The 25,699-nt window shown below is 45.5% G+C and carries 26 protein-coding genes; 4 read left to right on the top strand and 22 right to left on the bottom strand.

What is annotated here, in order from left to right:
- Positions 1 to 115 precede the first annotated feature (115 nt).
- Positions 116 to 1,450, top strand: coding sequence for a bifunctional folylpolyglutamate synthase/dihydrofolate synthase (locus tag TY03_RS17785; RefSeq protein ID WP_042372436.1), 1,335 nt, complete (start codon positions 116 to 118; stop codon positions 1,448 to 1,450).
- Here TY03_RS17785 and TY03_RS17780 read toward each other — a convergent pair.
- The 8 genes from TY03_RS17780 to dnaN all read right to left on the bottom strand — a co-directional run bounded on the left by TY03_RS17780 (position 1,418) and on the right by dnaN (position 10,123).
- Positions 1,418 to 1,792 (bottom strand): RidA family protein, encoded by a 375-nt coding sequence (locus TY03_RS17780; RefSeq protein WP_042372435.1) that lies wholly within the window; start codon positions 1,790 to 1,792, stop codon positions 1,418 to 1,420. The two genes, TY03_RS17785 and TY03_RS17780, sit on opposite strands and share 33 nt — an antisense overlap.
- A gap of 129 nt (positions 1,793 to 1,921) precedes the next feature.
- Positions 1,922 to 2,503: a DUF805 domain-containing protein gene (locus TY03_RS17775; protein ID WP_042372433.1), complete on the bottom strand. Its 582-nt coding sequence runs from the start codon at positions 2,501 to 2,503 to the stop codon at positions 1,922 to 1,924.
- A gap of 251 nt (positions 2,504 to 2,754) precedes the next feature.
- The gene (locus tag TY03_RS17770) at positions 2,755 to 4,458 is read right to left on the bottom strand and encodes a serine protease (RefSeq protein WP_042372431.1); all 1,704 of its coding nucleotides are present in this window, start codon (positions 4,456 to 4,458) and stop codon (positions 2,755 to 2,757) included.
- Positions 4,459 to 4,473: 15 nt separating this feature from the next.
- Positions 4,474 to 5,214 (bottom strand): 23S rRNA (guanosine(2251)-2'-O)-methyltransferase RlmB, encoded by a 741-nt coding sequence (rlmB, locus tag TY03_RS17765; RefSeq protein WP_042372429.1) that lies wholly within the window; start codon positions 5,212 to 5,214, stop codon positions 4,474 to 4,476.
- Between the two features lie 102 nt (positions 5,215 to 5,316).
- A complete protein-coding gene (recN, locus tag TY03_RS17760) occupies positions 5,317 to 6,984 on the bottom strand; it encodes a DNA repair protein RecN (RefSeq protein WP_042372428.1) in 1,668 nt (555 codons plus the stop codon).
- A 3-nt stretch (positions 6,985 to 6,987) separates the two neighbouring features.
- Complete coding sequence (coaBC, locus tag TY03_RS17755; protein ID WP_042372427.1) at positions 6,988 to 8,190, bottom strand: bifunctional phosphopantothenoylcysteine decarboxylase/phosphopantothenate--cysteine ligase CoaBC; 1,203 nt, start codon at positions 8,188 to 8,190, stop codon at positions 6,988 to 6,990.
- 1 nt (position 8,191) lies between these two features.
- A complete protein-coding gene (locus tag TY03_RS17750; protein ID WP_042372426.1) occupies positions 8,192 to 8,965 on the bottom strand; it encodes a 3'-5' exonuclease in 774 nt (257 codons plus the stop codon).
- Between the two features lie 33 nt (positions 8,966 to 8,998).
- Positions 8,999 to 10,123 (bottom strand): DNA polymerase III subunit beta, encoded by a 1,125-nt coding sequence (gene dnaN / locus TY03_RS17745; RefSeq protein ID WP_042372425.1) that lies wholly within the window; start codon positions 10,121 to 10,123, stop codon positions 8,999 to 9,001.
- A gap of 151 nt (positions 10,124 to 10,274) precedes the next feature.
- Here dnaN and TY03_RS17740 point away from each other — a divergent pair, with 151 nt between their 5' ends.
- Positions 10,275 to 10,646 (top strand): DUF3127 domain-containing protein, encoded by a 372-nt coding sequence (locus TY03_RS17740; protein WP_042372424.1) that lies wholly within the window; start codon positions 10,275 to 10,277, stop codon positions 10,644 to 10,646.
- A 545-nt stretch (positions 10,647 to 11,191) separates the two neighbouring features.
- On the opposite strand, the gene TY03_RS17735 is transcribed toward TY03_RS17740, so the two are convergent.
- From TY03_RS17735 to TY03_RS17715, 5 genes are all read right to left on the bottom strand, one after another.
- On the bottom strand, positions 11,192 to 12,814 hold the full coding sequence (locus TY03_RS17735; RefSeq protein WP_042372421.1) for a hypothetical protein: 1,623 nt from the start codon (positions 12,812 to 12,814) through the stop codon (positions 11,192 to 11,194).
- Positions 12,815 to 12,878: 64 nt separating this feature from the next.
- Complete coding sequence (locus TY03_RS17730) at positions 12,879 to 13,637, bottom strand: MBL fold metallo-hydrolase (protein ID WP_042372419.1); 759 nt, start codon at positions 13,635 to 13,637, stop codon at positions 12,879 to 12,881.
- Positions 13,637 to 14,638: a UDP-N-acetylmuramate dehydrogenase gene (gene murB, locus TY03_RS17725; RefSeq protein ID WP_042372698.1), complete on the bottom strand. Its 1,002-nt coding sequence runs from the start codon at positions 14,636 to 14,638 to the stop codon at positions 13,637 to 13,639. Before murB ends, TY03_RS17730 begins: the two co-directional genes overlap by 1 nt.
- A gap of 13 nt (positions 14,639 to 14,651) precedes the next feature.
- Entirely contained in the window at positions 14,652 to 15,503 is an 852-nt protein-coding gene (locus tag TY03_RS17720; protein ID WP_042372417.1) for a DUF4348 domain-containing protein, read from the bottom strand.
- A gap of 2 nt (positions 15,504 to 15,505) precedes the next feature.
- Entirely contained in the window at positions 15,506 to 16,456 is a 951-nt protein-coding gene (locus TY03_RS17715) for an NAD-dependent epimerase/dehydratase family protein (RefSeq protein WP_042372415.1), read from the bottom strand.
- 136 nt (positions 16,457 to 16,592) lie between these two features.
- Here TY03_RS17715 and kbl point away from each other — a divergent pair, with 136 nt between their 5' ends.
- Both kbl and TY03_RS17705 read left to right on the top strand, forming a co-directional pair.
- Entirely contained in the window at positions 16,593 to 17,780 is a 1,188-nt protein-coding gene (gene kbl / locus TY03_RS17710; protein WP_042372413.1) for a glycine C-acetyltransferase, read from the top strand.
- A gap of 10 nt (positions 17,781 to 17,790) precedes the next feature.
- The gene (locus tag TY03_RS17705; protein ID WP_042372411.1) at positions 17,791 to 18,195 is read left to right on the top strand and encodes a DUF2721 domain-containing protein; all 405 of its coding nucleotides are present in this window, start codon (positions 17,791 to 17,793) and stop codon (positions 18,193 to 18,195) included.
- Positions 18,196 to 18,265: 70 nt separating this feature from the next.
- Here the strand turns inward: TY03_RS17705 and TY03_RS17700 are convergent, their stop codons facing one another.
- The 9 genes from TY03_RS17700 to purU form a co-directional block, all read right to left on the bottom strand.
- Positions 18,266 to 18,748 carry a ferritin gene (locus TY03_RS17700; protein ID WP_042372409.1) on the bottom strand — a complete coding sequence of 161 codons (483 nt, stop codon included), beginning with the start codon at positions 18,746 to 18,748 and terminating at the stop codon, positions 18,266 to 18,268.
- Between the two features lie 88 nt (positions 18,749 to 18,836).
- A complete protein-coding gene (gene lysA, locus TY03_RS17695; protein WP_042372697.1) occupies positions 18,837 to 19,997 on the bottom strand; it encodes a diaminopimelate decarboxylase in 1,161 nt (386 codons plus the stop codon).
- A 1-nt stretch (position 19,998) separates the two neighbouring features.
- On the bottom strand, positions 19,999 to 21,318 hold the full coding sequence (locus TY03_RS17690; RefSeq protein WP_042372408.1) for an aspartate kinase: 1,320 nt from the start codon (positions 21,316 to 21,318) through the stop codon (positions 19,999 to 20,001).
- Between the two features lie 32 nt (positions 21,319 to 21,350).
- Complete coding sequence (locus TY03_RS17685; RefSeq protein WP_042372406.1) at positions 21,351 to 22,046, bottom strand: cell division ATP-binding protein FtsE; 696 nt, start codon at positions 22,044 to 22,046, stop codon at positions 21,351 to 21,353.
- Positions 22,031 to 22,642, bottom strand: a complete 612-nt coding sequence (gene hisIE / locus TY03_RS17680; RefSeq protein ID WP_042372405.1) for a bifunctional phosphoribosyl-AMP cyclohydrolase/phosphoribosyl-ATP diphosphatase HisIE — start codon at positions 22,640 to 22,642, stop codon at positions 22,031 to 22,033. Before hisIE ends, TY03_RS17685 begins: the two co-directional genes overlap by 16 nt.
- A gap of 55 nt (positions 22,643 to 22,697) precedes the next feature.
- Complete coding sequence (hisF, locus tag TY03_RS17675; RefSeq protein ID WP_042372404.1) at positions 22,698 to 23,453, bottom strand: imidazole glycerol phosphate synthase subunit HisF; 756 nt, start codon at positions 23,451 to 23,453, stop codon at positions 22,698 to 22,700.
- A gap of 40 nt (positions 23,454 to 23,493) precedes the next feature.
- Positions 23,494 to 24,213: a 1-(5-phosphoribosyl)-5-[(5-phosphoribosylamino)methylideneamino]imidazole-4-carboxamide isomerase gene (gene hisA / locus TY03_RS17670; protein ID WP_042372402.1), complete on the bottom strand. Its 720-nt coding sequence runs from the start codon at positions 24,211 to 24,213 to the stop codon at positions 23,494 to 23,496.
- Entirely contained in the window at positions 24,210 to 24,803 is a 594-nt protein-coding gene (gene hisH / locus TY03_RS17665) for an imidazole glycerol phosphate synthase subunit HisH (protein WP_042372401.1), read from the bottom strand. The genes hisA and hisH overlap by 4 nt, the downstream gene beginning before the upstream one ends.
- Before the next feature lie 8 nt (positions 24,804 to 24,811).
- Positions 24,812 to 25,669, bottom strand: coding sequence for a formyltetrahydrofolate deformylase (purU, locus tag TY03_RS17660; RefSeq protein ID WP_042372399.1), 858 nt, complete (start codon positions 25,667 to 25,669; stop codon positions 24,812 to 24,814).
- Between the last annotated feature and the right edge of the window lie 30 nt (positions 25,670 to 25,699).

Raw genomic sequence — 25,699 nt, 5'->3', positions numbered from 1 at the left:
AAATGTTGATATTTGCAAGTAGAATCATCAATCCAATGCCCTCATTACAATTGATGTTTCTAAGATAACAAATAAATAGACAATAAAGATTACTGACCCGTTAAATATTACAAAAATGAACTATAAGGAGACTTTAGACTACTTATATGAAAGTGTACCCATGTTTCAGCAAATAGGAAGCAAAGCATATAAAGAAGGATTAGAAAACACACAAACACTCGATGCACATTTCGATCATCCACATCGGTCATTCCGCACCATCCACGTAGCCGGAACCAATGGCAAAGGGAGCTGTTCGCATACCTTAGCTGCTATTTTGCAATCGGCAGGATATCGCGTAGGCTTATATACCTCTCCTCACCTACTCGATTTCAGAGAGCGCATTCGCATCAATGGACAACCGATCCCCGAAGCGTATGTAGTCAATTTCGTAGAAGAACAACGTCCATTCTTCGAACCCCTACACCCCTCTTTCTTCGAGCTGACCACAGCGATGGCTTTCCGTTATTTTGCCGATGAGAACATAGAGGTAGCCGTCATTGAAACGGGTATGGGCGGACGCTTGGATTGCACCAACATCATACAGCCCGACCTGTGTATCATTACCAATATCGGCTTGGATCATACACAGTTTTTAGGAAATACGCTGGAGAAAATTGCGACCGAGAAAGCGGGTATCATCAAAGCAAATATACCGGTAGTTATAGGCGAAACCACACCTGAAACAAAATCGGTTTTTGTTCAACGGGCGGCAGCAGTCAATGCACCTATTATCTTTGCAGAGGAAACACAACAAGTGCTTCGTGTAGAACCCGCCAACCGTCCAACAGAGGTATCGGTTAGGGCAGAAGATACCACAAGCGTGGTTTATCAAACCAAAACATACGCCAATCTGCAAAGCGAGTTGGGAGGATACTGCCAAGAGTTAAATGCGAATACCATTCTACACGCAGTGGCTCAGTTACAGCAAGCAGGCTATCGCATCGAAGAGAAGCATATACGCGAAGGCTTCCGGTCTGTTTGCGAACTAACAGGCTTGATGGGACGATGGCAGAAGCTATCCGATCACCCCACTATTCTGTGCGATACGGGACACAATGTACACGGGATGCAATACATCTGCAAGCAATTGGAGCATTGCCACGGTGAGCATCTGCACATCGTGATCGGGATGGTGAACGATAAGGATATTCATACCATGCTGAGTCTTTTGCCCACGCACGCGACGTACTACTTTACCAAAGCAAGTGTCAAACGAGCCTTGCCGGAAGAGGCACTTAAGAAACAGGCACAGGAATTTGGTTTACACGGAGATTGCTACGAGAGCGTGTGCGAAGCTGTACAGGCAGCAAAAGAAAAAAGCCTCCCGGAAGATTTTATCTTCGTAGGAGGCAGTAGTTTTATAGTAGCCGATTTATTAGCGAGCCGCGATGCACTCAATCTCTACTAAGGCATCTTTGGGCAATGCTTTGACTGCAAACGCAGAGCGAGCTGGAAAAGCACCGTCAAAATAGGTAGCATACACCCCGTTCATACCGGCAAACAAAGACATGTCTTGCAAGAAAACAGTCGTTTTAACTATATCAGCCATGGTTAATCCGGCTGTTTCTAAAATATGCTTCATATTCTCGAGTGATTGACGTGCCTGCGCCTCGATACCTTGGGGCATCTCGCCTGTTGCAGCATCGATAGGTAGCTGACCCGATACAAAAATCATTCCATTGGCTTCAATAGCCTGGCTATAAGGGCCGATAGCACCCGGAGCCTTTTCACTACAAATTACTTTCTTCATTGTATAATCTATATTAATAGGTTTAACCTGTCTTTCAGGGTTCGAAGATAACAAAAAAAGACCTTCTGCGAAAATCAATCGTTAGAAATGAAGATCACAGAAGGATAAATAATTGAAGAAATTTACCGTTTATTTAAGGGTATGCTTCGTTGCAGGACCATCATGTGAAGGAGTTTCATCAATGGGCGCATCGTCTGCCGGAACTTCTACCACCGCTTCTTCTACCACTGTTTCTTTGGGAGAGTCGGTCGTTTCTACTTTCACCTCATCGCGATTAATTGTTACAGTTACATTAACAGGACTGGCCGGATTACTCGGAGCCTGATAAGGCATCCGGTTCTTGGGATCGGGTCCAAATTGATTCGGACCAACCGTACCATCGGCAAACAATAGATATAAACCAAACACAAATCCAACAACAGGAATGAAAAGAAGGAGAATAAGCCAACCGCTTTTATCGACATCATGCAAACGCTTGACCCCTTGAGCCAAACAAAACCAAAGCATAGCAACATAGACCACGATTCCTATCAATGCACCAAAGAGAGTTCCGCCAGCCATCATCGAGGTAGAACCAAGCATAGAGCCTGCCATCAATCCGGCAAATAAAAGACCCCAGATCAATCCGCTAATCAAACCGGCAATAAGATAAGACAAGAAGTATTCAATCCGACGAATACGACCGTCAAAAGAGAAAGGAGCTTTGAACATAATAAATGAATTTATAAATGAATAAATAAGTGAATTACTCGCTATCAAGTATTTGCACAAACAAAGATATAAAAAAAGAAGAAAAAGCAAAGAAACAATGCAGTATTTCTATCGTCGCCGTATTTATATTGACAGTTACATGAGAGAAAAGACCTAAACCAAATGTTCTAAACCTAAACCGAAACCAAAAAAATCCCTGTTACTCTTTATTGACTAACAGGGATTTTTTCTTTTTTTATTTCTCACTTGCTTTACTTACAATGTTTCTGTATTAATTCATCCACATTCGTATCGCCCAGTTCTTTTGCTTTGGCAAAGCTGGCGCAAGCCTCGGTATTCTTCTTTAATTGTATCTGACAAATGCCCAGTAAACGATAGGCTTCGGCATATTTGGGGTCTATCTTGAGAGCTTCGTTCAGCACATTCACAGCTCCTTCATTGCGCCCTACGCGTAGGTTGATTACTGCTTGTTCGGCACGATAGGTAAGCTCTTTCGGATTGAGTTCAATGGCCTTGGCAATATCGTCCAACGCACGTTGAAACTGCTTGGCTTTGAAGGCCGCCTGCTCACGATAATAGTAAAAGACATCGTTCACCTTACCACCAACTGCTGCGAAATAGGCATCGTAATCGAGCATAGCCGCACGGTACAACTCCGCATTCATATTCACTTGTGCGCGCTCTAAAAGATAGGGAGCCATATCGGCCGTAATGGGTTGCGGACAGTGGGCAATACAACTATCTAACAGCACAATAACTTCCTTAGGATCTGCCTTGAGTAACTCTTTCGTTTTGGCTGCATTGAAGAAAGTAGATGCCGATGCCAACGGAGTGGAATTGAGCTTCTCGTAGCACACCAATGCTCCGGCATAATCTTGCCGGGCAAAAAGAATATCTCCCTCGAGCTGTGTATACACAGGCTGCGGATCGATAGAAAAGGCAGTGCGTACATACTCCAGAGCTTTATCATAAGTCCAATCCTTAAATACCTTTTCGGGCTTGCTTAGCTGGTAATTATAAATCATCTTGGCAAGGTTATAATAAACCTCGTCCTTTTTCTTTGCAACCTTCAATGCTTGATCCATATCGGCAGCAGCTTTCTGAAGATCGGCATCTTCTTTCGCTGTAATCAACCAATTATTGGCTCTGCGCATATACCCATCGACACTAGTGGGGTACTGGCGTACATAATCATCTAACAAGATCGCATACTCATCGGCAGATACCTGCGAAGAGGCCATGTAGAGGAATACAAGTGCCTGCTCTTCCGTTTCGGGCAATCCTTTCTTTATGCCGATGCTTCGAAGCGTGGCATCGCCTGACGACAGAGCTGTAATGGTTTGCGAAAGAGCAAATGCAGCTCCCACAGCATAGCAAGTAGTAGCCGTATCCTGACCAGATGAACGTTGAGCCAAACCAAAAACTTGTCCTTCGGCATTCATCAGCGGACAGCTAACCATCTTATCTTTTAGAGGCATGTTAAGTGTATAGTAATAATACTTCTCTGCTATCTTAGAAACGGCTTTCACTGTTCCTTGTGTGGATATGCGATCTTTTTGCGTAGAATAAGGCAAAAGATAAATAGGAGCACCTACAACGGGCGGAACCGGAGCAATCTGCAAAGCAGCTACTTTCTTATCGGTAATACCTACGCTGAACTTAATCACATCGTACATATCGTTAGCACCCAAAATGGCATTCACCGGCATCTGCTTGCCATCGGAGTCAATGATCACTGCGCGTTGGGCACCTTTAAAGACAGAATAGTCCGACAGTGCCACGCCGTTTTCGGTTACAAAAAAACCATTACCGGTATTCAATATTTTATCATTCGTATCGTAAGTAATGATGGAGAATATAGCTCGTTTGGCTTTCTCCACCCATTTGGGTGCTTGTGCCATGCCTGCCTGGGTTAACAGGCAGAGCATGAAAGTTAGTAGTAGATTCTTTTTCATGTATCGTAGTGTATATTAGTTATTTCGTTGTTTCACGGCTTCATAAATCAAAATACCTGCGGCTACCGATACATTAAGTGACTCGATGGTTCCGAGCATGGGGATTTTCACCCATTCATCGCATAGCGCCAAGTTGTCATAAGAGACACCTGTATCTTCTGCACCCATGATAATACACATAGGACCTGTATAGTCGCCTTTCGAGTAGTCATAATCGCCCTTCTCAGTGGCAGCCACAATGCGGAAACCGCTGTCTTTGAGGAATTGCAAGGTATTTTTCAAGTTCTGTTCGCGACACACCGGCAAGGTATGCAACGCACCGGCCGAAGTCTTCATGGCATCGGCATTTACCGTTACGCTACCACGAGCAGGAATAATAACGGCATCCACCGCTGCACATTCGCAGGTACGGGCAATGGCACCAAAGTTACGCACATCGGTTATGCCGTCGAGCATCACGAACAAGGGATTTTTACCTTGTTCAAAAAGGAAGGGAACCAGTTGTTCTGTTTTCTGGTAGGTTACAGAAGAGATAAACGCTACTACCCCCTGATGATTTTTGCGAGTAATACGGCTGATTCGCTCTACCGGCACACGCTGTACAGGGATCAGCGTACCCTTCAGGGCGGCAAAAAGCTCTTTCGACAAATCGCTCTGTATATCTTTCTTTACTAAGATCTTATCAATTTCTTTACCGGCCTGTATGGCTTCGATTACGGCACGTACGCCAAAAATCATTTCATTGTTATCAGTCATTTTCTTTATTTACGAATTAGGAAATTTACAATCAATGGAGTCTGCCATGCTGTGATTCATCGCCTGACGGGCAGAGCGACGCACTCCGCCATGTGTCGGCCGTTATTTCGCAGCAAACCCCAATAGAACTCTTGCATTATTTAAAGCCGCATCGGTAAGTGTCGAACCGCTCAGCATCTGAGCCAACTCTTCTACCCGTTCTTCGTCGGCAAGGCGACGGATGTGGCTATTGGTTTCTGTATCATTGTCTTTTTTATAGACTTTATAATGGGCACGGCCGCGTGCGGCAATCTGCGGCAGATGGGTAATGCTGATTACCTGACGGTTTTGTTCGCCCATCTCTTGCATGATATCCGCCATACGGTCGGCTATCTCACCCGATACACCGGTATCAATTTCATCAAAAACGATAGTAGGCAGCTTCACGGCTCCGGCTATCATGGCTTTAATCGAAAGCATCACGCGGGCAATTTCACCCCCCGAAGCCACCGAAGCAATCTGCTGCAACGATCCGTTCTTATTGGCCGAGAAGAGGAAGCTAACTGTGTCTTCTCCCTGCAACCCTGGCTCTTTGCGAAACCCCATCTCGACTTGAAAACGCACGTTGGGCATACCCAGCGGTACCAATCGCGAAGCCATCTGCTTCTCCACTTCGGCGGCGGCAAGCACCCGAGCTTTGGTAAGCAGGGCGGCTTGTGCTTTCACCTTATTATATTGTGTATCGCGCTGCAAAGTCAGTTCGCCAATTCGATCATCGTAGGAGGTAATATCGGAAAGCTTCCGGCGATACTCTTCGGTAAGCTCAATCAGTTCTTCGAGCGTTTGCACGCGATGTTTCTGTTGGAGCGAATAGATAAGGTTTAAGCGATTGTTCACCTCGTCCAGACGGGCGGGGTTAAACTCTACCCCCTCGCCGATGGCTCCTACTTCGTGTGAAATGTCTTTTAGTTCAATATATGTACTTTCGATGCGTTCGGCCAACTCTCCGGCAGGTTGATACACCTTCTGCAATCCTTGGAGAATGTGCAGGCTCTCCTTCAGTGCCGACAGCAGTCCGCCTTCATCGGAAGCCAGCAGTTGTTCAACCCGATAGAGTCCGGCTTTGATCTCTTCGGCATGGTTCAGCGTTTCGGATTCTTGTTCGAGCTCCTCCTGCTCCCCTCCTTCGAGGTGAGCCTCTTCGAGTTGTTCGAGCTGAAAGCGCACGAAATCTTCGTCCGCCTTGCTCTGTTCGGCAAGAGCTATGAGCTCGGCCAACTCTCTGTCCAACTGCTTCCAATGTGTGTAAAGACGGCGATAGTCTTCGATCACCGCATCGTTGTGTGCCAGTATGTCGAGTACATTGAGTTGAAAGCCCTCCTTATTAAGAAGCAGATTCTGGTGTTGGGAATGAACGTCGATCAACTGTTCGCCCAACTCTTTCATCTGCGTAAGAGAGGCGGGAGTGTCATTGATAAACGCCCGGCTCTTGCCCGAAGCATAGACCTCGCGCCGTAAGATACAGTCGGGTTCGTATTCCAGTTCATTGTCTTCGAAAAACGGTTCCATCTGATAAGAGGAGATATCGAAGCGTGCCTCAATGACACATTTGGTAGCTCCCATACGAATCGATTTCACATCGGCCCGCTGCCCCAGCAGCAGACCGATAGCCCCTAAGATGATCGACTTTCCCGCACCGGTTTCGCCCGTGATAACGGAAAAGCCTGTCTCGAAACGGATATCCAGTTTCTCTATCAAGGCATAATTCTGAATGTATAATGAACGTAGCATATGTTACGGTTTGACAAGTTGATGAACCAAGCGGTCGATAATGTCTTGCGCCACCTCCTGTTTCGATTTCAACGGAAATTCGGTTGTTCCTTCGCGGTCGATGATACTGATTTTATTGGTATCGTGACGGAATCCGGCTCCGGCATCGTTCAATGAGTTGAGCACGATAAAGTCGAAGTTCTTCCGGTCCAGTTTGCCTTTGGCGTGCTCTTGTTCGTTGTTGGTTTCGAGGGCAAAACCAATCAGTTTCTGTCCCGTTTTTTTCATTTGTCCCAAAGCGGCTGCGATATCGTGCGTCGGTTTGAGGTGTAAGATCAGCTCTTCGCCTTCGCGTTTTATCTTCTTATCAGCTACGCTGTCGGGCGTAAAGTCGGCAACAGCAGCACAAAGAATGGCTGCATCGGTTGTCGGGTAGTTCAGCATGGCCTGCTCGTACATTTCGGCAGCCGATTCCACATCGATGCGTCGAATAGCCGAGTGGCTCACCTCCTGTTGTACCGGCCCGGCAACGAGGCAAACCTCAGCACCACGGCGGGCACACTCTTCGGCCAGCGCGAAACCCATCTTGCCCGATGAGTAGTTGCCGATAAAGCGTACCGGATCGATCTTCTCGTAGGTAGGCCCGGCGGTAATGAGTATCTTCCGCCCGTTGAGTTCGCCGGTCGAGGCAAAGAACTCGTCGAGCACCTTGATAATAGCGTCGGGCTCTTCCATCCGCCCTTTTCCTACCAGATGACTGGCAAGCTCGCCCAATCCCGGTTCAATAATATGGTTACCGAAGCCACGCAGCGTCTCCAAATTCTGCTGCGTAGAGGGGTGGGCAAACATATCGAGATCCATTGCCGGAGCAACGAACACCGGCGCTTTGGCCGACAGGTAGGTAGTGATAAGCATATTGTCGGCTATCCCGTTTGCCATCTTGCCGATAGTGGCGGCGGTAGCGGGAGCAATGAGCATGGCATCGGCCCAGAGACCTAGATCAACATGACTGTTCCAAGTACCGTCGCGCTGTGCGAAGAACTCACTGATAACAGGTTTACTGGTAAGAGCCGACAAAGTGATCGGCGTAATAAATTCCTTTCCGGCAGGAGTGATAACTACCTGTACCTCGGCCCCTTGCTTAATGAGCCCGCGGATAATGTAGCACGCCTTATAAGCGGCAATACTACCGGTAATTCCTAAAATAATCTTCTTCCCCTTCAGCATCTTATTTCCCGGTTAGCTCGCGCAGTCTGATTTTGGTCAGCACCGCTTTGGTATTGAGTGTAAAATCACTGTTCTGAATCCAGCTATAATAGCCCGGATCTTTTTTAAGCACTTCAGACACGATTTGTCCTTTGTACTTTCCGAAGTTGAATACCTCTACGCCATTTTCATCGTACACCATGCGTCCGGCGAAATCGACATTCTTATTGTAACTCGAGTAGTCGGAGAGAAACGCCATGTCGTTTTTCAGTTCGTCGGCATAGCGTTCGAGCTGCGATTGCAGTACCTCATAGGTGGCACGTGTATCGGCTTCGGCCGTGTGGGCATCTTCCAACTCTTTCTCGCAATAGAACTTATAAGCGGCCGACAGGGTGCGTTGCTCCATCTTGTGGAAAATCACCTGTACGTCCACCAACTTGCGTTTAGTCATGTCAATATCGACTCCTGCACGCAGAAACTCTTCGGCGAGCACAGGAACGTCGAAACGGTTGGAGTTAAATCCTGCCAGGTCGCACCCTTCGATATCGTTGGCAATGTTGCGTGCCACCTCCTTGAAGGTTGGGCAGTCTGCCACATCCTCATCGTAAATGCCATGAATGGCCGACGAAGATTCGGGGATATGCATTTCGGGGTTGATGCGCAAGGTTTTAGCCTCTTCGTTTCCGTTAGGATAAACCTTGAGATAGCAGATTTCGACAATACGGTCTGCGTTGATATTAATCCCGGTTGTTTCGAGGTCAAAGAAAACAATGGGATTTTTGAGGTTCAATTTCATTTCTTCTGTTTTAGTTTCTCTAGAGGGAGAAAATTAATCATTCAGCATCATCGGCATCAGCAGCATGAGCAGATTCTCGTTTTCTTCTTGTGTTACGGGGATAATCACACCGGCACGCGAAGGATCGGCGAGCTCGATCACCACCTCGTCTGCCGAGATATTATTCAGAATATCGATCAGGAAGGTCGACTTAAAGCCGATGCTCATGCTCGCTCCTGCATACTGGCACACTTGTGTTTCCTCGGCCGAAGTCGAAAAGTCGATATCTTGTGCCGAAACCACAATCTGGTTCTCCTGAATGCGGAGCTTGATCAAGCTGCTCGATTGAGACGAGAAGATAGAGACACGGCGCAAGGCTCCGATCAGTTGCTGGCGGTCTACCGTCACTTTGTGCGGATTGTTTTGCGGGATAACCGAGTTATAGTTCGGGTAACGTCCTTCTATCAGGCGGCACACCATACGATAGCTCTCAAGCATAAAGACTGCATTGCGTTCGTCAAATTCGATCACCACTTCGCCTTGCTCTTTGGGCAAGAGGTTCTTCAACAAATTGGCAGGTTTCTTAGGCAGAATAAAAGCGGCACGTTCATTTCCATGAGCAGCCAGTGTTTTGCAACGTACCAGCTTATGTCCATCCGAAGCTACCATCGTGATATCTTCGGTGGTTATATCAAAATAAATACCATTCATCACCGGACGAAGTTCATCGTCGGCTGTAGCAAATACCGAACGGTTGATGCCGTTAAGCAACACCGAAGCGTTCATCTCCACACGCACGGCACTATCGCTCAGCGAAGCCGATTGTGGAAATTCGTCGGCATTTTGTCCCACAAGGCTATACACACCATTCTGGTATCGAACAGTAATTTCATACGATTCGGGATTGACATCAAACGCAAGTGGCTGTTCGGGTATTTCCTTCAGTGCATCGATCAATGTTTTGGCTACAACAGCAAAACGACCATTCGTATCGCTATCGTTCACCTCGACCGAGGTAACCATAGTAGTTTCGCTATCAGAAACAGTTACAGACAGCGTTCCGTCTTCCAACTGAAAGAGAAAACAATCTAAAATAGGCAATGCGTTTTTTGAGTTAATCACGCGGCTGATAGCTTGCAAACGGCTCGAAAGAGCGGTACTTGAAACGATAAATTTCATATATTTCCGAATGTTTAAATTTTAGTTTTATCAATGCACAAAATTACAAAAAAAGATTGGCTCACCCTAACAAAAGAGAGAAAAAACAGGAGTTGTTCGTCGGATATTCCCAAAAAATAGTACCTTCGCCGCAGATTTTAAAATTATCATAATGGAATTTACAGGAAAAATTATCGCCATACTCCAGCCCAAGGGTGGAGTATCTAAAACAGGCAACGAGTGGAAAGCACAAGAGTTTGTTGTTGAAAATCACGATCAATATCCTCGCAAAATGTGCTTTGAGGTATTCGGCACTGATAAAATAGAGCAATTCAATATTCAAATGGGCGAGGAACTGACCGTTTCATTTGATATTGATGCACGTCAATGGCAAGATCGCTGGTTTAACAGTATCCGTGCATGGAAGGTTGAACGCGTAAGTGCCGGCGCCCCTATGACTACCGGAGCTCCGGTTCCCCCACCCGCACCATCGGCTGCACCCGAATTTTTGAGCGGTGACGCCAAAGACGACCTACCGTTCTAAGCAACCTGTCCGACTTATTTTAGCGCAGATTTTACAACTCACACAAATATTTACAAAAAACATTTCTGTGGGTTATAAAATTTGCGTTTATTTTCTCCGTTACACAAGCAAACTAATGCACCGCACTTGTTTTTTTATGCCAAAAAGGAAACGAAAAGATCTATCTTTTATTTTTTATAATTATTTTATATTGTGGCACTGACCCGTACACCAAGACCTCAATACAGAAACACATAACACAATGATAACAAATATATTACTACATATCAAGGGGTATACCTTAGGGTACACATAAGTAAACAGACTCGACAAGCGGAAAAAGAGAAGAAAAAGCGTACAAATATCAAACAAAAAAAGTTCACATATTCATCCCCAGTGAGCTAACGAAAGAAAAATTCACTCTCTACCTCTCGGATAAAAACAGCGTTTCGAAAACGATAGATATTTTGCCCACGGGAAAAAGATGCTTCTTATGAAACGAAAAGGTATTCTATTCCGAACAGCTATGAGTAGCAAACTGCTGCACGCACCCGCAAAGATCGGGCTCAATCGCCTTTGTACAGCAACACCACATTGGGCGACACCACCCCATCAGTGCAGGTAAACTGGGCCGAAAGTTTAAAGTGCCGAAAGAACTCGGCATTCCGAAAGAAGAAACCGGGAATCAACCGTACGTAATTTTCGGGTTGATCGAACACTTTTTCAAGATCGGAAAAGAACATAAAATGATACAATTCGGACAGATCGGAAATGCCTTCGTCGGACACAGTCTCGAGGTCAATGACATCATCGTTTTCAATGCATTCGATGTAAAGTAGCAAGTGTTCGGGGTCGGGAGAGAGCAGCATCCTACCACCGTAGAAGCATGCATAAGTGTGCAGATCGGCAGTGCCAATACCGGTTAATCGAGCAAACAGCGTATTGCGGGGCATCCGATAAACGGGGAAGAATTGCGAAGCAATGGATCGATTCTCTACAAATTGCCATAAAGGCGCTAGCGGATCGCCCGGAGTCGTTTTAAGAAGATTTTTAAACATTCGTTCGGCTCCGGGCGGATCATTTATCGAAAAGCTCATCACTACCGCCGGAAGAGCCGCAGTATCCTTGTTTTCAAAAACACAAGTCATCATCTCCACACCACCATTCTCTTGCAAATAAGCTATAAGCTCAGCGTCTCTGGCATGCATATAAGAGGACTGTACAGAATCTAGATATGCTTGCTCGGAGGTAAAATCGAATACTGTTTGCAGATCACTGACCGAACGACGGCTGAAGAAAAACGTCGTAGCAGGGAGCGATTCGGGCAGGAAACCTTCGATAGCGCGCTGTTTGCGCAGCACATTCATAAACGTCAGACAAGTGTCGGTATCGTGGCTGACACCGGTAAAATAGAGCGTCTTACCCCCCATCCTCACATCGAACTCGGTCCAACCACCTAAAGAGATCGTAGAAAAGGCCCCATCGGTCATCTTGCCCATATCGAGCGATTGCATCCGCGCATAAATAGTGACAGCACCGTTTATAGGTTTCTTTGCCCGAGTCATCTTGAAGGATGGATCCCGAGATAGCGAATGCCCCGAAGAGTAGGCATCCATTACCTGTTCAATCAGTTTTTTCTGAAAGCTGACGGCCACAAACTGCGAGGTAACATAGCAAGAGAGAAAGCTCCCATCGGGCATGGGATAGATGCGAATATCCTTACCCTTATACTGAGCAGTTTTTACCATGGAAGCGCCCAAAAAGTATTTTTGAATCAATCGCTCAATCAAGCCAAAATCACCTGTACCCAGACTGCAATAAAGTACTTGGTTTTTATCACTATCGGGTTCATGAAAACTAAGCAGCATCTGATTCATCTGCCGACTCAAACCGTGAGCGCTCTCCTCCTTTAATGCATAAAGATTCGTTTTCAACAAAGAAAACAGATGGGAAATATATAAAAAATGATGATCACGACTGCAATCAAGCTCGTCAATGTCACCTATAAGCTCTTCAACATCGTTGATTTCAAGAACCGCAACAGCATCGGTAGGCACGAGTTTGTAAAGATTGAAATTTTCGTTATTCTCAACAGCCGTCATCCGAAGAAACAGGTATGCAATAAGTGCTGTACAAAAAAGCACAATAGAGGTGAAAACGGATATTTTCATGAGAACACGAAGCTTCATACGAGTTAGAATTTATCGGTTACGCGCAAAAATAATAAATTCTACAAAAGAAACAAAACTTTTGCTAAAATATTTCTAACCCATCAAAGGATAAATGGACATGTAGAGGAAGCTCTTTGACTGCATCCGCATGCAAACCCATATGATGGCTCATATGAATGAAATAGGTTTCTTTTGCACTGATGCGCTTTGCCGTATCCAGTGCTTGAACCAAATTTTGATGGGTAGGATGGAGAGCCGGACGAAGCGCATTCATCACCAAAACATCAAGATCGGCTAATTGTTCATACGAATCGTCGGGCATGGTCAACATATCGGTAATATAAGCCACATTTCCGATGCGATAACCCAGAATAGGCAGACGACCGTGCATCACCCGCAGGGGAATAATTTCGGTTTGATTAATAAAAAATGGGTGACCTACTTCGATTTCGCGCAAAGGAATGCGAGGCACTCCCGGATAGGTTTGTTCGACAAAGCAGTAAGGCATACGCGTACGCAACCGATCGGCAGTATAAGTTTCGGCATAAATCGGAATTTCGCCAAACTTACAGAAGGGACGCAAGTCGTCGAGCCCACCCACATGATCGTAATGTTCATGAGTAATCAGCACGCCGTCAATTTTACCGAATGACAAAGGAAGCATTTGCTCGCGAAAGTCGGGACCACAGTCAATCAGTATCCGAGCATCACCTGTTTCGAGTAGCACCGAGGCACGCAAACGTTTATCTCGAGGATCTTTCGAAGTACAGACCTCACAGGTACAACCAATCTCGGGAACTCCCGTCGACGTTCCACTACCGAGTATCCTTAACCTCTTCATCAGACAATATTAACTTCGGGATGGATATCGATTCCGAACTTCTCACACACAGAAGCACGCACAGCATCCGACAACGCAATCACATCGGCACCCGTAGCACCACCCAGATTGACCAGCACCAACGCCTGCTTATCATGCACGGCAGCCGCTCCCAACGCCTTGCCTTTCCAACCACACTGGTCAATCATCCAGCCGGCAGGGATCTTCACCTTATTCTCGCTCACCTCGTAAAAAGGCATCCGAGGGTATTGCCGCTGCAAAGGCTCAAATTGTGCCCGAGAGACGACAGGGTTCATAAAGAAACTTCCCGCATTGCCCACCACATGGGGATCGGGCAGTTTACTGTCACGAATGGCAATGATGGATTGGCGCACCGCTTCGAGCGTCACGTTCGGATGATTTTCGAGTTCTTGAAGAATGGTACCATAGTTGAGAGTGTAGCGCTCTATTTTACTTAACCGGAAGCAGACGTAAATCACAAAAACATCTTTCATATCAGAGCGTTTAAACAAACTATCACGATAAGCATAGGCACATGCTTCGACCGGATAAGAGACAATTTCTCCTCTCATATTCATGGTTTCGACTACGGTAATCAAATCTTTTACCTCCACACCGTAAGCGCCGATGTTCTGTACAGCACTCGCTCCGACTTCGCCTGGAATAATAGACAAATTCTCGGCACCATACCAACCCTGTGCTACGCAATAAGCTACAAAATCATCCCAAACCACTCCTGCACCCACACGTACCCAAACAGACTCGTCAGTTTCATCAATCACTTCGATGCCTCCAATGCGCGAATGCAGAATAACCCCATCATAATCTTTAGTAAATAGCAAGTTGCTGCCACTACCAATGTGCAAATAGGGTTCGGTAATCTGCCTATCGGCTATCAGTCGGCCAAGTTCTTCGGCCGAGTTATACTCCAAAAAACAACGAGCTGCCACGTCAATACCAAAGGTATTGTGCGACAGCAAAGAGCAGTGTTCTAATTTCATCATAATTAATTCCTCAAATACTTGTATCCTCAAACTTATATAACTCCCAGTTTCCATCGCCTTTACGCTGGAAATAAAGGATGTTAGAGAATCCATTCCCGATACCTTTCAATGCCAGTATCTTATAGGGCGACTGCCCATCGCTTTTCTGCCCGTAGTTTATATTCGATAACTTATCGGTAGGCAATGTGGGCTTAAACGCAAACCATTGATTAAGATCAAGGGTGGTTTCAATGACCGAAAAGTCATCGTCCGGATCGATCGTTACGAACTGAAGCGGTTGTCTAATGCGTTGGCTTTGAAAGACGCTATCGGTTGAAAAGCGATCAAAGAAGACCACAAAATCTTCATTTTCGGCATTGTCGATAGGCTGCAACCGAATGGCCTGAAGCATCCAAGCGCCTTTAATTCGCTCGAAACAGTACTTTTTCACCATTCGTTTGGGCATAAAAATCCATTCAACCTGTACCGAAGTAAGGGTATTGGCACCCACTAAATCCATGTCTTCTTCACGTTCAAAGAGAAGTGTGTAGTAACTTTGTTTCGTAAATAAATCGTCGTGCTTCCAATACTTCTCTTCGATTTTAGAGAGTGCCTCTCCATTATAATAGGGCAATGGAAAAAGTACACGCTGACGCTGTAACGCATCATCGGAAGCAAAGCTGTAGATGAAATCATCAAATGATTCATCTGCCTCTATCGGTTTAGGTTCATCAGATTCTTTCTCTTTATGAAGCGTATCCTTCTTCATGATAACAGAATCGATCTCATTTGTAATTGCTGCGAAGGGGTCTACCCTTGCTTTCTTATTTCCACAAGAACCTAAGAACGCAAGCATAGCAACCCCAGCAATAAATCTCTTCATTTTTACAGTTTAGCTCTTAACTTTTCAAGCATATCCTTTGTCATACTCTCCAAATCGTAAACCGGTTTCCATCCCCACTCGTTACGAGCGCAAGTGTCGTCAAGACTGTCCGGCCAACTATTGGCAATACTCTGTTTCAAAGGATCTACGTCATAAACCATTTCAAAATCAGGCACTTCTTTCTTAATGGCAGCATAAATCATCTCGGGAGCAAAGCTCATCGAGGCAATATTGAAAGCATTGCGATGCACTAACTTCGTTGGATCAGCCTCCATCAATGAGATGGCGGCATTCAACGCATCGGGCATATACATCATATCCATCAACGTTCCTTCGGCAATGGGGCATACAAATTTCTCACCCTTTACTGCCGAATAATAAATATCAACAGCATAATCGGTTGTTCCACCCCCTGGAGGTGTTACATTTGAGATGATGCCCGGGAAACGTACAGCACGCGTATCGACTCCATATTTGGTGTGATAATAGTCGCTCAGCATCTCGGTGGTCACCTTTGTTACACCATACATCGTGCGAGGACGCTGAATGGTATCCTGCGGCGTCAAGGTGTGAGGCGTATCGGCACCGAATGACCCGATAGAGCTAGGTGTAAACACAGCACAACCATGTACACGCGCTACTTCGAGCACATTCCATAACCCGTCAATACCAATCTTCCAAGCCAACTTGGGCTTTGATTCGGCAACAACCGACAACAAAGCGGCTAAGTTATAAATCGTATCGATATGATAAGCCTTCACTACCGATTCGATCATTGCCTCGTTCGTTACATCTACTATTTCCGACGGCCCCGAATCTTTCAATTCTCCTTTGGGCTCTGCGCCTTGAATGTAACCTGCTACTACGTTTGTGTTGCCGTAGCGTTTGCGTAATTCCATTGTGAGCTCCGAACCAATCTGTCCGGTTGCTCCAATTACCAAAATATTTTTCATTCTTACAACTTATAAGGTATATTAAGCTAAATGGGAGCACAAAGTAAGCACTTTTTTTTCACATTTATAGCAAAAAGAAATTGTTTATTCCAAGAAAAATAGTGTCCTTTGCAAAGAAACTTAAAACTCAAACGCTATGTACGGTAAAATGAAAGAATACCTTAGCAACACGATTGCTGAAATCAAAGAAGCCGGCCTCTACAAAGAGGAAAGACTGATTGAAAGTGCACAACAAGCGGCTATTTCCGTAAAGGGGAAACAGGTGCTTAACTTCTGTGCTAACAACTATTTAGGGCTATCCGATCACCCCCGCTTGATCGAAGGTGCCAAGAAGATGATGGACCGCCGCGGATACGGTATGTCGTCCGTTCGCTTCATCTGCGGAACGCAAGATATCCACAAAGAACTCGAAGCAGCTATCTCGGACTATTTCCAAACAGAGGACACCATCCTATACGCTGCTTGCTTTGATGCCAATGGTGGAGTGTTTGAGCCTCTGTTTACGGAAGAGGATGCAATTATATCCGACTCGCTGAACCATGCCTCAATCATTGATGGTGTACGTTTGTGTAAAGCAAAACGTTATCGTTATGCCAATGCCGACATGGGTGAATTGGAGAAATGTTTGCAAGAGGCACAAGCGCAACGATTCCGCATCGTAGTAACCGATGGAGTATTCTCGATGGATGGCAATGTGGCTCCGATGGATCGCATTTGTGCCTTGGCTGAGAAGTATGATGCATTGGTTATGGTAGACGAATCGCACTCGGCGGGTGTGGTAGGCCCTACAGGACATGGAGTAAGTGAACAGTACGCCACCTACGGTAAGGTAGACATCTACACCGGCACACTGGGCAAAGCCTTTGGTGGTGCATTGGGCGGATTCACAACCGGACGCAAAGAAATCATCGACCTGTTGCGCCAACGCAGCCGTCCGTATCTATTCTCTAACTCATTGGCACCAGGTATTATCGGTGCTAGCCTTGAAGTATTCAAGATGCTCAAAGAAAGCTCTGCACTGCACGACAAGCTGGTAGAGAACGTTACGTACTTCCGCGATAAGATGATCGCTGCCGGATTTGACATCAAACCCACACAGAGTGCTATTTGTGCGGTGATGTTGTACGACGCCAAGCTGTCTCAGATCTATGCAGCCCGCATGTTGGAAGAGGGTATCTATGTAACCGGATTCTATTATCCTGTTGTTCCGAAAGATCAAGCTCGTATACGCGTACAGTTATCAGCCGGACACGAACGGGAACATTTGGATAAATGTATTGCAGCCTTTATCAAGATTGGTAAGGAGCTGGGAGTAGTGAAATAATTATCATTGTATGGAAGAACTAACCCTCACAACGCCTGCCCTACTCTTTTCGGCAGTTTCGTTGATCTTATTGGCTTACACCAACCGATTTTTATCATACGCGCAGTTGGTGCGTTTGTTGCGCGATCGGCACATGGAGAATCCGACCGAAGAGATTACGACAGCACAAATCGTTAATTTGCGCAAACGGCTCAACTTAACCCGCACCATGCAGGAGTTAGGCATCGGAAGTCTCTTTCTTTGCGTCATCAGTATGTTTCTGATATACATCAACCTCCAGCTGCTATCCGTTTATGTATTCGGATTGGCATTACTGCTGCTTATTGCCTCGCTTGGCGTTTCGTTGCGCGAGATACAGATATCGACCCGCGCACTTGATATCTATTTAAGCACGATGGAGAAGGCGCATAAATAAGAGAGTTAGCTTCCGGGCAAACAAAACAATGGCCCGCAGATTACGTTACGTTTTCTGCGGGCCATCTTTTTTATTTTCGTTGTCCGAGCTGTGCGTCGAGGAATAACAATCCATTGTCACCCGCTCTCTTCAAGCGGTCTACAATACATTGCAGAGTAGACTCCTCTTCCACTTGTTCGCGAACAAAACTCCACAAGAAGTCTTGCGTACTATTGTCTTTTTCGGAAGCAGCAATCGTTATCAACAGATCAATCATTTTAGAAACATGACATTCGTGCTCGTAAGCGTGCTGGAAGATTTCGAGCGGAGTACCAAAACCTGTAGGTACTACATCTATTTTATCCACCTTAGCAATACCACCTCGCTTCATAATATGGTTGGCAATAGCATAAGCATGTTCAGTTTCTTCTTGCGATTGACGCTTCATCCAAGCAGCAAAACCGGTATAACCTTCTCTTTCAAGATAGAAAGACATTGATAAATAAAGATTGGCCGACCACAGTTCAGCAGTCACCTGTTCGTTTAACACTTGCTGTAATTTCTCTGTCATCATAACTATACTATGTATTTAAGTGAATGAAAACTATATATAACTACAACAACCAATCTTTCTTCTTTGTTCTATCCTCGGGCAATTTTTATTATACAAGTTCTTCAGATGTATAACCTTTAGGCAACTCACGGCAGTTATAGCTCGAGGCCATAATCTCACCATAAGCACCTGCCGAACGAAGAGCGATCAAATCGCCACGCTTCACTCCGTTCAGATCGACAGCCTTACCAAACACATCCGATGATTCGCAGATAGGACCTACTACATCATAGGTCTGCATTGCTTCATCCGAAGTAATGTTTTCCATCTTATGATGCGCCTGATAGAGAGCCGGACGAATGAGATCGGTCATACCTGCATCGAGAATGGCAAATTGCTTGTTTGCTCCCTTCTTCACGTACAGCACTTTGGAGATCAATGTACCGCATTGACCCGTTACCGCACGCCCCAACTCAAAGTGCAGCGTCTGGTGAGGACGCAACTTCAGGTGTGTGGCATAGGCAGAGAAATATGATTTAAAATCGGGGATGGGCTGACGATTGGGATGGTCGTAGTCGATACCCAATCCACCTCCTACATTAATATGTTCTACGAGGATGTGACGGGCTTCCAATCTATCTTGCAATTCATTAACACGATTGCAGAGTGCAACAAAGTCGCCCATATCGAGAATTTGCGAACCGATGTGAAAGTGCAACCCGATGAACTTTACATGCTTCATGGTCAAGGCCACGTCAATGACCGTTTCCATGTCTTGCATGCTGATGCCGAACTTATTCTCGGCCAGTCCGGTAGTGATATTAGCATGTGTATGCGCTCCCACGTTGGGATTGATACGGAAAGCCACCTTGGCCACCTTGCCTTGAGCGGCTGCCAACTCATTAATCACTTCCAGTTCGGGTATAGACTCTACATTGAAGCAGAATATATTATACTCCAGCCCCAGATTGATTTCCCAATCGGCTTTACCCACACCGGCAAACACAATCTGATTGGCAGCTACGCCGGCTTTTATCGCCGCACGAATCTCACCACCACTCACACAATCAGCTCCCAGTCCGCTCTCGCGAATGATCGTCAACACCTTCGGGTTGGCATTGGCTTTGACAGCATAATGCACATTATAGTTAGGATATCTGCCGATCTCTTTCTTGATGCAGGCCAGTGTATCGCGCAACACCTTCGTATCATAATAATAAAAAGGTGTTCGCAACTCACGGAACTTTTCAATAGGGAATATTCCTTTCATTTTATTTTCCATTGAACAATACGTCACTTAACGATTGCAGTGCTTTCTTCTTATCACATTCACGGATAAGGAAGGAGATATTATAGTTACTTCCACCGAACGAAATCATACGTACGGGGATATCGCGCATAGCATCCAATGCTTTGGCCTCGAAACCTACATTCTCCCAATCCAAGTCTCCCACTACACAGATGATACACATATCGGTATCAACCGTTACTGTACCGTACTTCTTCAGGTCGTCCAGAATCTCATTCAAGTGCTTGGTATTATCAACCGATACCGATACACCTACCTCCGAGGTACAAATCATATCAATCGGAGTTTGATAGCTTTCGAATATCTCGAATACCTTGCGCAAAAATCCATGAGCCAATAGCATGCGGCTCGATTTGATTTTGATGGCCGTAATATTTTCTTTCGCAGCTACTGCTTTGATCTTTCCCTTCTCCGTATCGTTAGAGATCATCGTTCCGGGGGCAGCAGGCTCCATGGTATTGAGCAAACGAACCGGGATATTAGCATATTTAGCAGGCTGAATACAGGTAGGATGCAGAATCTTAGCACCGAAATAAGCCAACTCGGCTGCTTCTTCGAAATGTAGTTGACGCACCGGAGAGGTCTGATCGACAATACGTGGATCATTGTTGTGCATACCGTCGATATCTGTCCAGATCTGAATTTCACTTGCATGGATGGCAGCACCGATCAACGAGGCTGTATAATCACTTCCCCCACGTTGCAGGTTGTCTATTTCGCCGTATGCATTGCGGCAGATGTACCCTTGTGTAATATAGATCTCGGCATCGGGATAAAGCTCCAGTTGTGCCTGAAGTTTCTCTTTGATATAGCCCGGATCGGGTTCTGCGTTCTTGTCTGTACGCATATACTCTAAAGCCGGAAGCAATATAGATTTCACACCACACTCTTGCAAGTAATAGTTAACCAAAGCAGTAGAGATTAACTCACCTTGAGCCAACACTACTTTTTCTTCAAACAGCGTGAACAGGTCTTTGGTATAAGAGCGAATGTAGTCAAAATGAGATTTTATGACTTCTAAGCCTTTCTGTTTATACTCGGGAGTAGCGTAAAGCTCGTCAACATGCTGTTTATATTTACTTTCCAGCTTATTGATCATCTCGTTGGCACCCTCGGGATTTTTCTTGTACAGATAGTCCGAAATCTCCACCAATGTATTCGTTGTACCCGACATAGCCGAGAGAACAACAATCTTTCTTTCACCATCGGTAATCAATTTGGCTACTTCTTTCATTCGCTGAGCAGAACCTACAGAAGTACCTCCAAACTTTAAAACTTTCATTTTTGTTACTGTGTTAAAAATTAGTATCTATTTTAATTATTTTCTGTCATAAACTCGGCAGTCACATCGGTGATTCGATGTTCGGCACACCGATATACCCTACCAGGATACTCTTTTAGCAGGTGCAGATTGTGGGTAGTCATCAAAACCGATGATCCCGATCTGCAAATATCGCGCAATAGTTCTACAATCGCTCTTCCAGTCTCTGCATCGAGGTTTCCGGTAGGTTCATCTGCCAGAATAAGAGCAGGCGAATTGAGCACTGCCCGCGCAATAACAATGCGCTGCTGCTCTCCACCCGAGAGTTCGTTGGGTAGTTTATACCCCTTATTACTCATCCCTACCAACTGCAACACCTCATCGATGCGGTCTTTCATTTCCTGCTTGTTCTTCCAGCCTGTGGCACGAAGCACAAACTCGAGGTTATTATAAACCGTGCGGTCTGTTAACAGCTGAAAATCCTGAAATACAATACCGAGCTTGCGTCTTAATTGGGGAATCGTTTTACGCTTGATGGTTCGCATATTGTATCCCAACACCTCGGCTTCGCCATCTTGTATACCCAGTTCGGCATAGATTGTTTTGAGCAGAGTCGATTTTCCCGTCCCTACCTTACCAATGAGGTAAACAAACTCCCCTTTGTGTAGTTGAAGATCAACGTCACAAAGTACCTGAAGCTCCTGTTGGTGAACCTCTACGCCTTGATAATTGATTAGTGTTTCGTCCATGAAGCGCTATGTCTAACCTGTAACTCGCGTGCCAGATCTTCGAGACGATATCCCTTAGAGGTCAGCAACACGATCAGGTGATAAATCAAATCGGAACTCTCATAAATCAGTCTGTCATCCGTACCATTGGTTGCTTCGATAACAGCCTCCACAGCCTCCTCGCCTACTTTCTGAGCCATCTTATTAACGCCCGACTGAAATAAACTGGTGGTGTATGAGCCTTCGGGCATCTCTTGGTGGCGTTTGTCGATAAAGTCCTGCAATAGTTTAAGAAACATCACCGGTTCTTCGTTCTTCTCGCCCCAGCAAGTATCGGTTCCCGTATGGCAAACCGGCCCAACAGGATGAACCTCAATGAGTAGCGTATCCTTATCGCAGTCTTCCTTGATGGAAACAACATTCAGGAAATTTCCGCTCTCTTCGCCTTTCGTCCATAGACGATTCTTGGTACGGCTATAAAAGGTTACCTTTCCGGTTTCCACCGTTTTGTCATAAGCTTCTTTGTTCATAAAGCCCAACATCAGCACCTTGCGGGTGCAATTATCTTGTATGATAGCCGGAACGAGTCCATCCATTTTATCGAAATCTAAATCCATGTTCTATTTAATTAATTACGAATGACTAATTTACGAATGACAATTGATAAGACACTCAACGCCTTACCGGGATTCCTTGTGCGCAAAGATACGATTTTAAATCGGGAATCCGAATCTCTCCGAAGTGAAAAACACTGGCTGCCAACGCAGCATCGGCCTTTCCTTCTATAAATGTATCGCGAAAATGCTCCATCGTACCCGCCCCACCCGATGCGATGATCGGTATCGAGAGGCGAACCGAGAGTTCGGCAAGCGCTTCATTGGCATAACCGGCCTTCACACCGTCGTGATTCATGCTGGTAAACAAGATTTCGCCTGCGCCTCGTTCCTGCGCCTCGAAAGTCCAGTCGAACAGGGTTTTATCTGTTTCAACACGTCCGCCATTCAAGAAACATTTCCATCCGGTTTCTGTTTGTCGGGCATCTACTGCCAAGACACACACCTGCGAACCAAAATGCTTGGCTATCTCTTCAATCAGCTCCGGCCGCCGGATGGCAGATGAGTTAATCGAAATTTTATCGGCACCGGCATGAAGCAACCGGTCTACATCGGCCAACTCATTGATACCTCCCCCTACGGTAAAGGGTATGTTAATATTGTCGGCAATACGTTTAACCAGCTCCGTAAAGGTTTTACGTCCTTCGTGACTGGCAGTGATATCCAAAAAAGTCAACTCATCGGCTCCTTGCTCACTATACGCACGAGCCAGTTCGACCGGATCACCGGCCTGGCGAAGATTGACAAAATTGGTTCCTTTTACGGTTTGCCCGTCTTTGATATCGAGACAAGGGATAATTCTTTTTGCTAACACGGCAATATTAATTATGAATTTGTAATCGTAAACTCTTATATTATAGGTAACGGCGCAGCTCTTTGAGCGTGATTCGTCCTTCATAGAGTGCCTTGCCGAAGATAACGGCAGGCACACCGGCCTCACACAATGCTTCAATATCGCCTATGCTGCTCACTCCCCCACTGGCTATCAGGTAAAGTTCGGGATGATGCTGCAATATTTCCTGATAAAGTGCCAATGAAGGACCCTCAAGCATTCCGTCGCAACTGATATCGGTACAGATTACTTTCTTTATTCCTTTGGCTACATACTCGTTTAGAAAAGGAAAGAGTTCACAATCGCTACCGTCCTTCCATCCGTTTACAGCAATCTTACGATCCTTGACATCGGCTCCCAGAATGATTTTCTCGCTACCATAGCGAGCTATCCAACCGGCAAACAGTTCAGGATTCTTCACAGCAATGCTTCCTCCAGTTACCATCTGCGCCCCATTTTCAAAAGCGATAATGAGGTCTTCGTCACTCTTGACCCCACCCCCGAAATCAATGACAAGCGAGGTTCGCACGGCTATCTGTTCGAGCACACGATAGTTCACCACATGATGCGAAGCAGCACCATCCAGATCGACCACGTGCAACCGGCGGATACCGTTCGCCTCAAACTCTTTGGCCACCTCCAAGGGGCTCTCATTGTATATCTTTTTGCTATTGTAATCGCCCTGCGAAAGGCGTACGCACTTTCCATCGATAATATCAATAGCGGGAATCAGTTCTATCATCTTAGTTCCAAAAAGTTCTTTATTATTCGTTCGCCTGCTTCTCCGCTCTTCTCCGGATGAAACTGAGTGGCATAGAAATTATCTTTGTGCAATGCTGCGCTAAATGGTTGTATATAATTGGTTTGGGCGGAAGTAAACTCGCAAACCGGCACGTAGAAGCTATGTACAAAATAGACAAACTCTTCGTGTGTAAAGCCTTTAAATAATTCGCTATTTGTTTGTTCAATCGTATTCCAGCCCATGTGGGGAACTTTATCTTCCTGTCTTTGCGACACGAATCGCTTCACCGACACATCGAAGATACCCAAGCAATCGGCCTCGCCCTCTTCCGAATAGCGGCACATAAGTTGCATACCTAGACAAATTCCTAATACCGGCTGGCGCAGACTCTTAATCAGCTCATCCATACCGGTTGCTTTCAAATGGTTCATCGTTGTTTCGGCTTCGCCTACTCCGGGAAATATCACCTTATCGGCCGTACGCAACAACTCTTTATCCGCCGTGATAACAGCCTCTACTCCCAGACGTCTAAGCGCACAGTCGACCGAGTGGATATTACCTGCATTGTATTTTATAATGGCGACCTTCATTTCGTTGATTAATTAAAGATGACGGTTTTGTTTTTATAAGCAAGCACCTTGCGTTCGATGTGTTTCTGCACCGCACGCGAAAGTACAATCTTCTCCAAGTCTTTTCCTTTATTGACCAGATCGCCAACCGAATCTTTATGTGTGATACGCACCACATCTTGTTCAAGAATAGGGCCTGCATCAAGTTCGGTCGTAACATAATGACTGGTAGCACCAATAATCTTCACTCCTCTTTCAAAAGCAGCATGATAGGGCTTCGCCCCTACAAAAGCAGGAAGAAACGAGTGGTGAATATTAATAATTTTATTGGGATAAACATTAATCATTTGCTCCGAAATAACTTGCATATAGCGAGCTAACACAATAAAGGTAATATTATGTTGCGCCAACAGCTCCATCTCTTTGCGTTCTTGCTCTTCTTTGGTTTCTTTGGTAATGGGAAACAAGTGAAAAGGAATACCGAAACGTTCGGCTACGTGTTGCAAATCGGGATGATTGCTGATAATCAACGGTATCTCCACATTCCATTCGCCTGCCGTATAGCGGGCCAGCATATCAAACAAGCAGTGAGACATTTTCGATACAAAGATCGCCATGCGAGGTTTTACATCCGAGAAGTAAAGGCGGAAACTCATGTCATACTTCTGCGCATACAGCGTATCGAAATAATCTTCCACTTTCTCCTGCGGAACCAAAAAGTCTTTCAGTTCCCATTCTATACGCATGAAGAAGATGTTTTCTACCCGATCAACGTATTGATCGAGGTAGATAATATTTCCTTTGTTTACCGTAATAAAGTCCGTCACTTCTGCCAGAATACCCGGTTTGTCGGGACAGTGCAATAACAGTTTGGCTATCGTCATCATTCTATTTTACTTTTCTATATCGAGTAGCGT

The organism is Bacteroides neonati (genome assembly GCF_000499785.1).
Taxonomy (GTDB): domain Bacteria; phylum Bacteroidota; class Bacteroidia; order Bacteroidales; family Bacteroidaceae; genus Bacteroides; species Bacteroides neonati.
The sequence above is the reverse complement of the archived record's forward strand: the minus strand, read 5'-3'. Positions and strand labels throughout refer to the sequence as shown.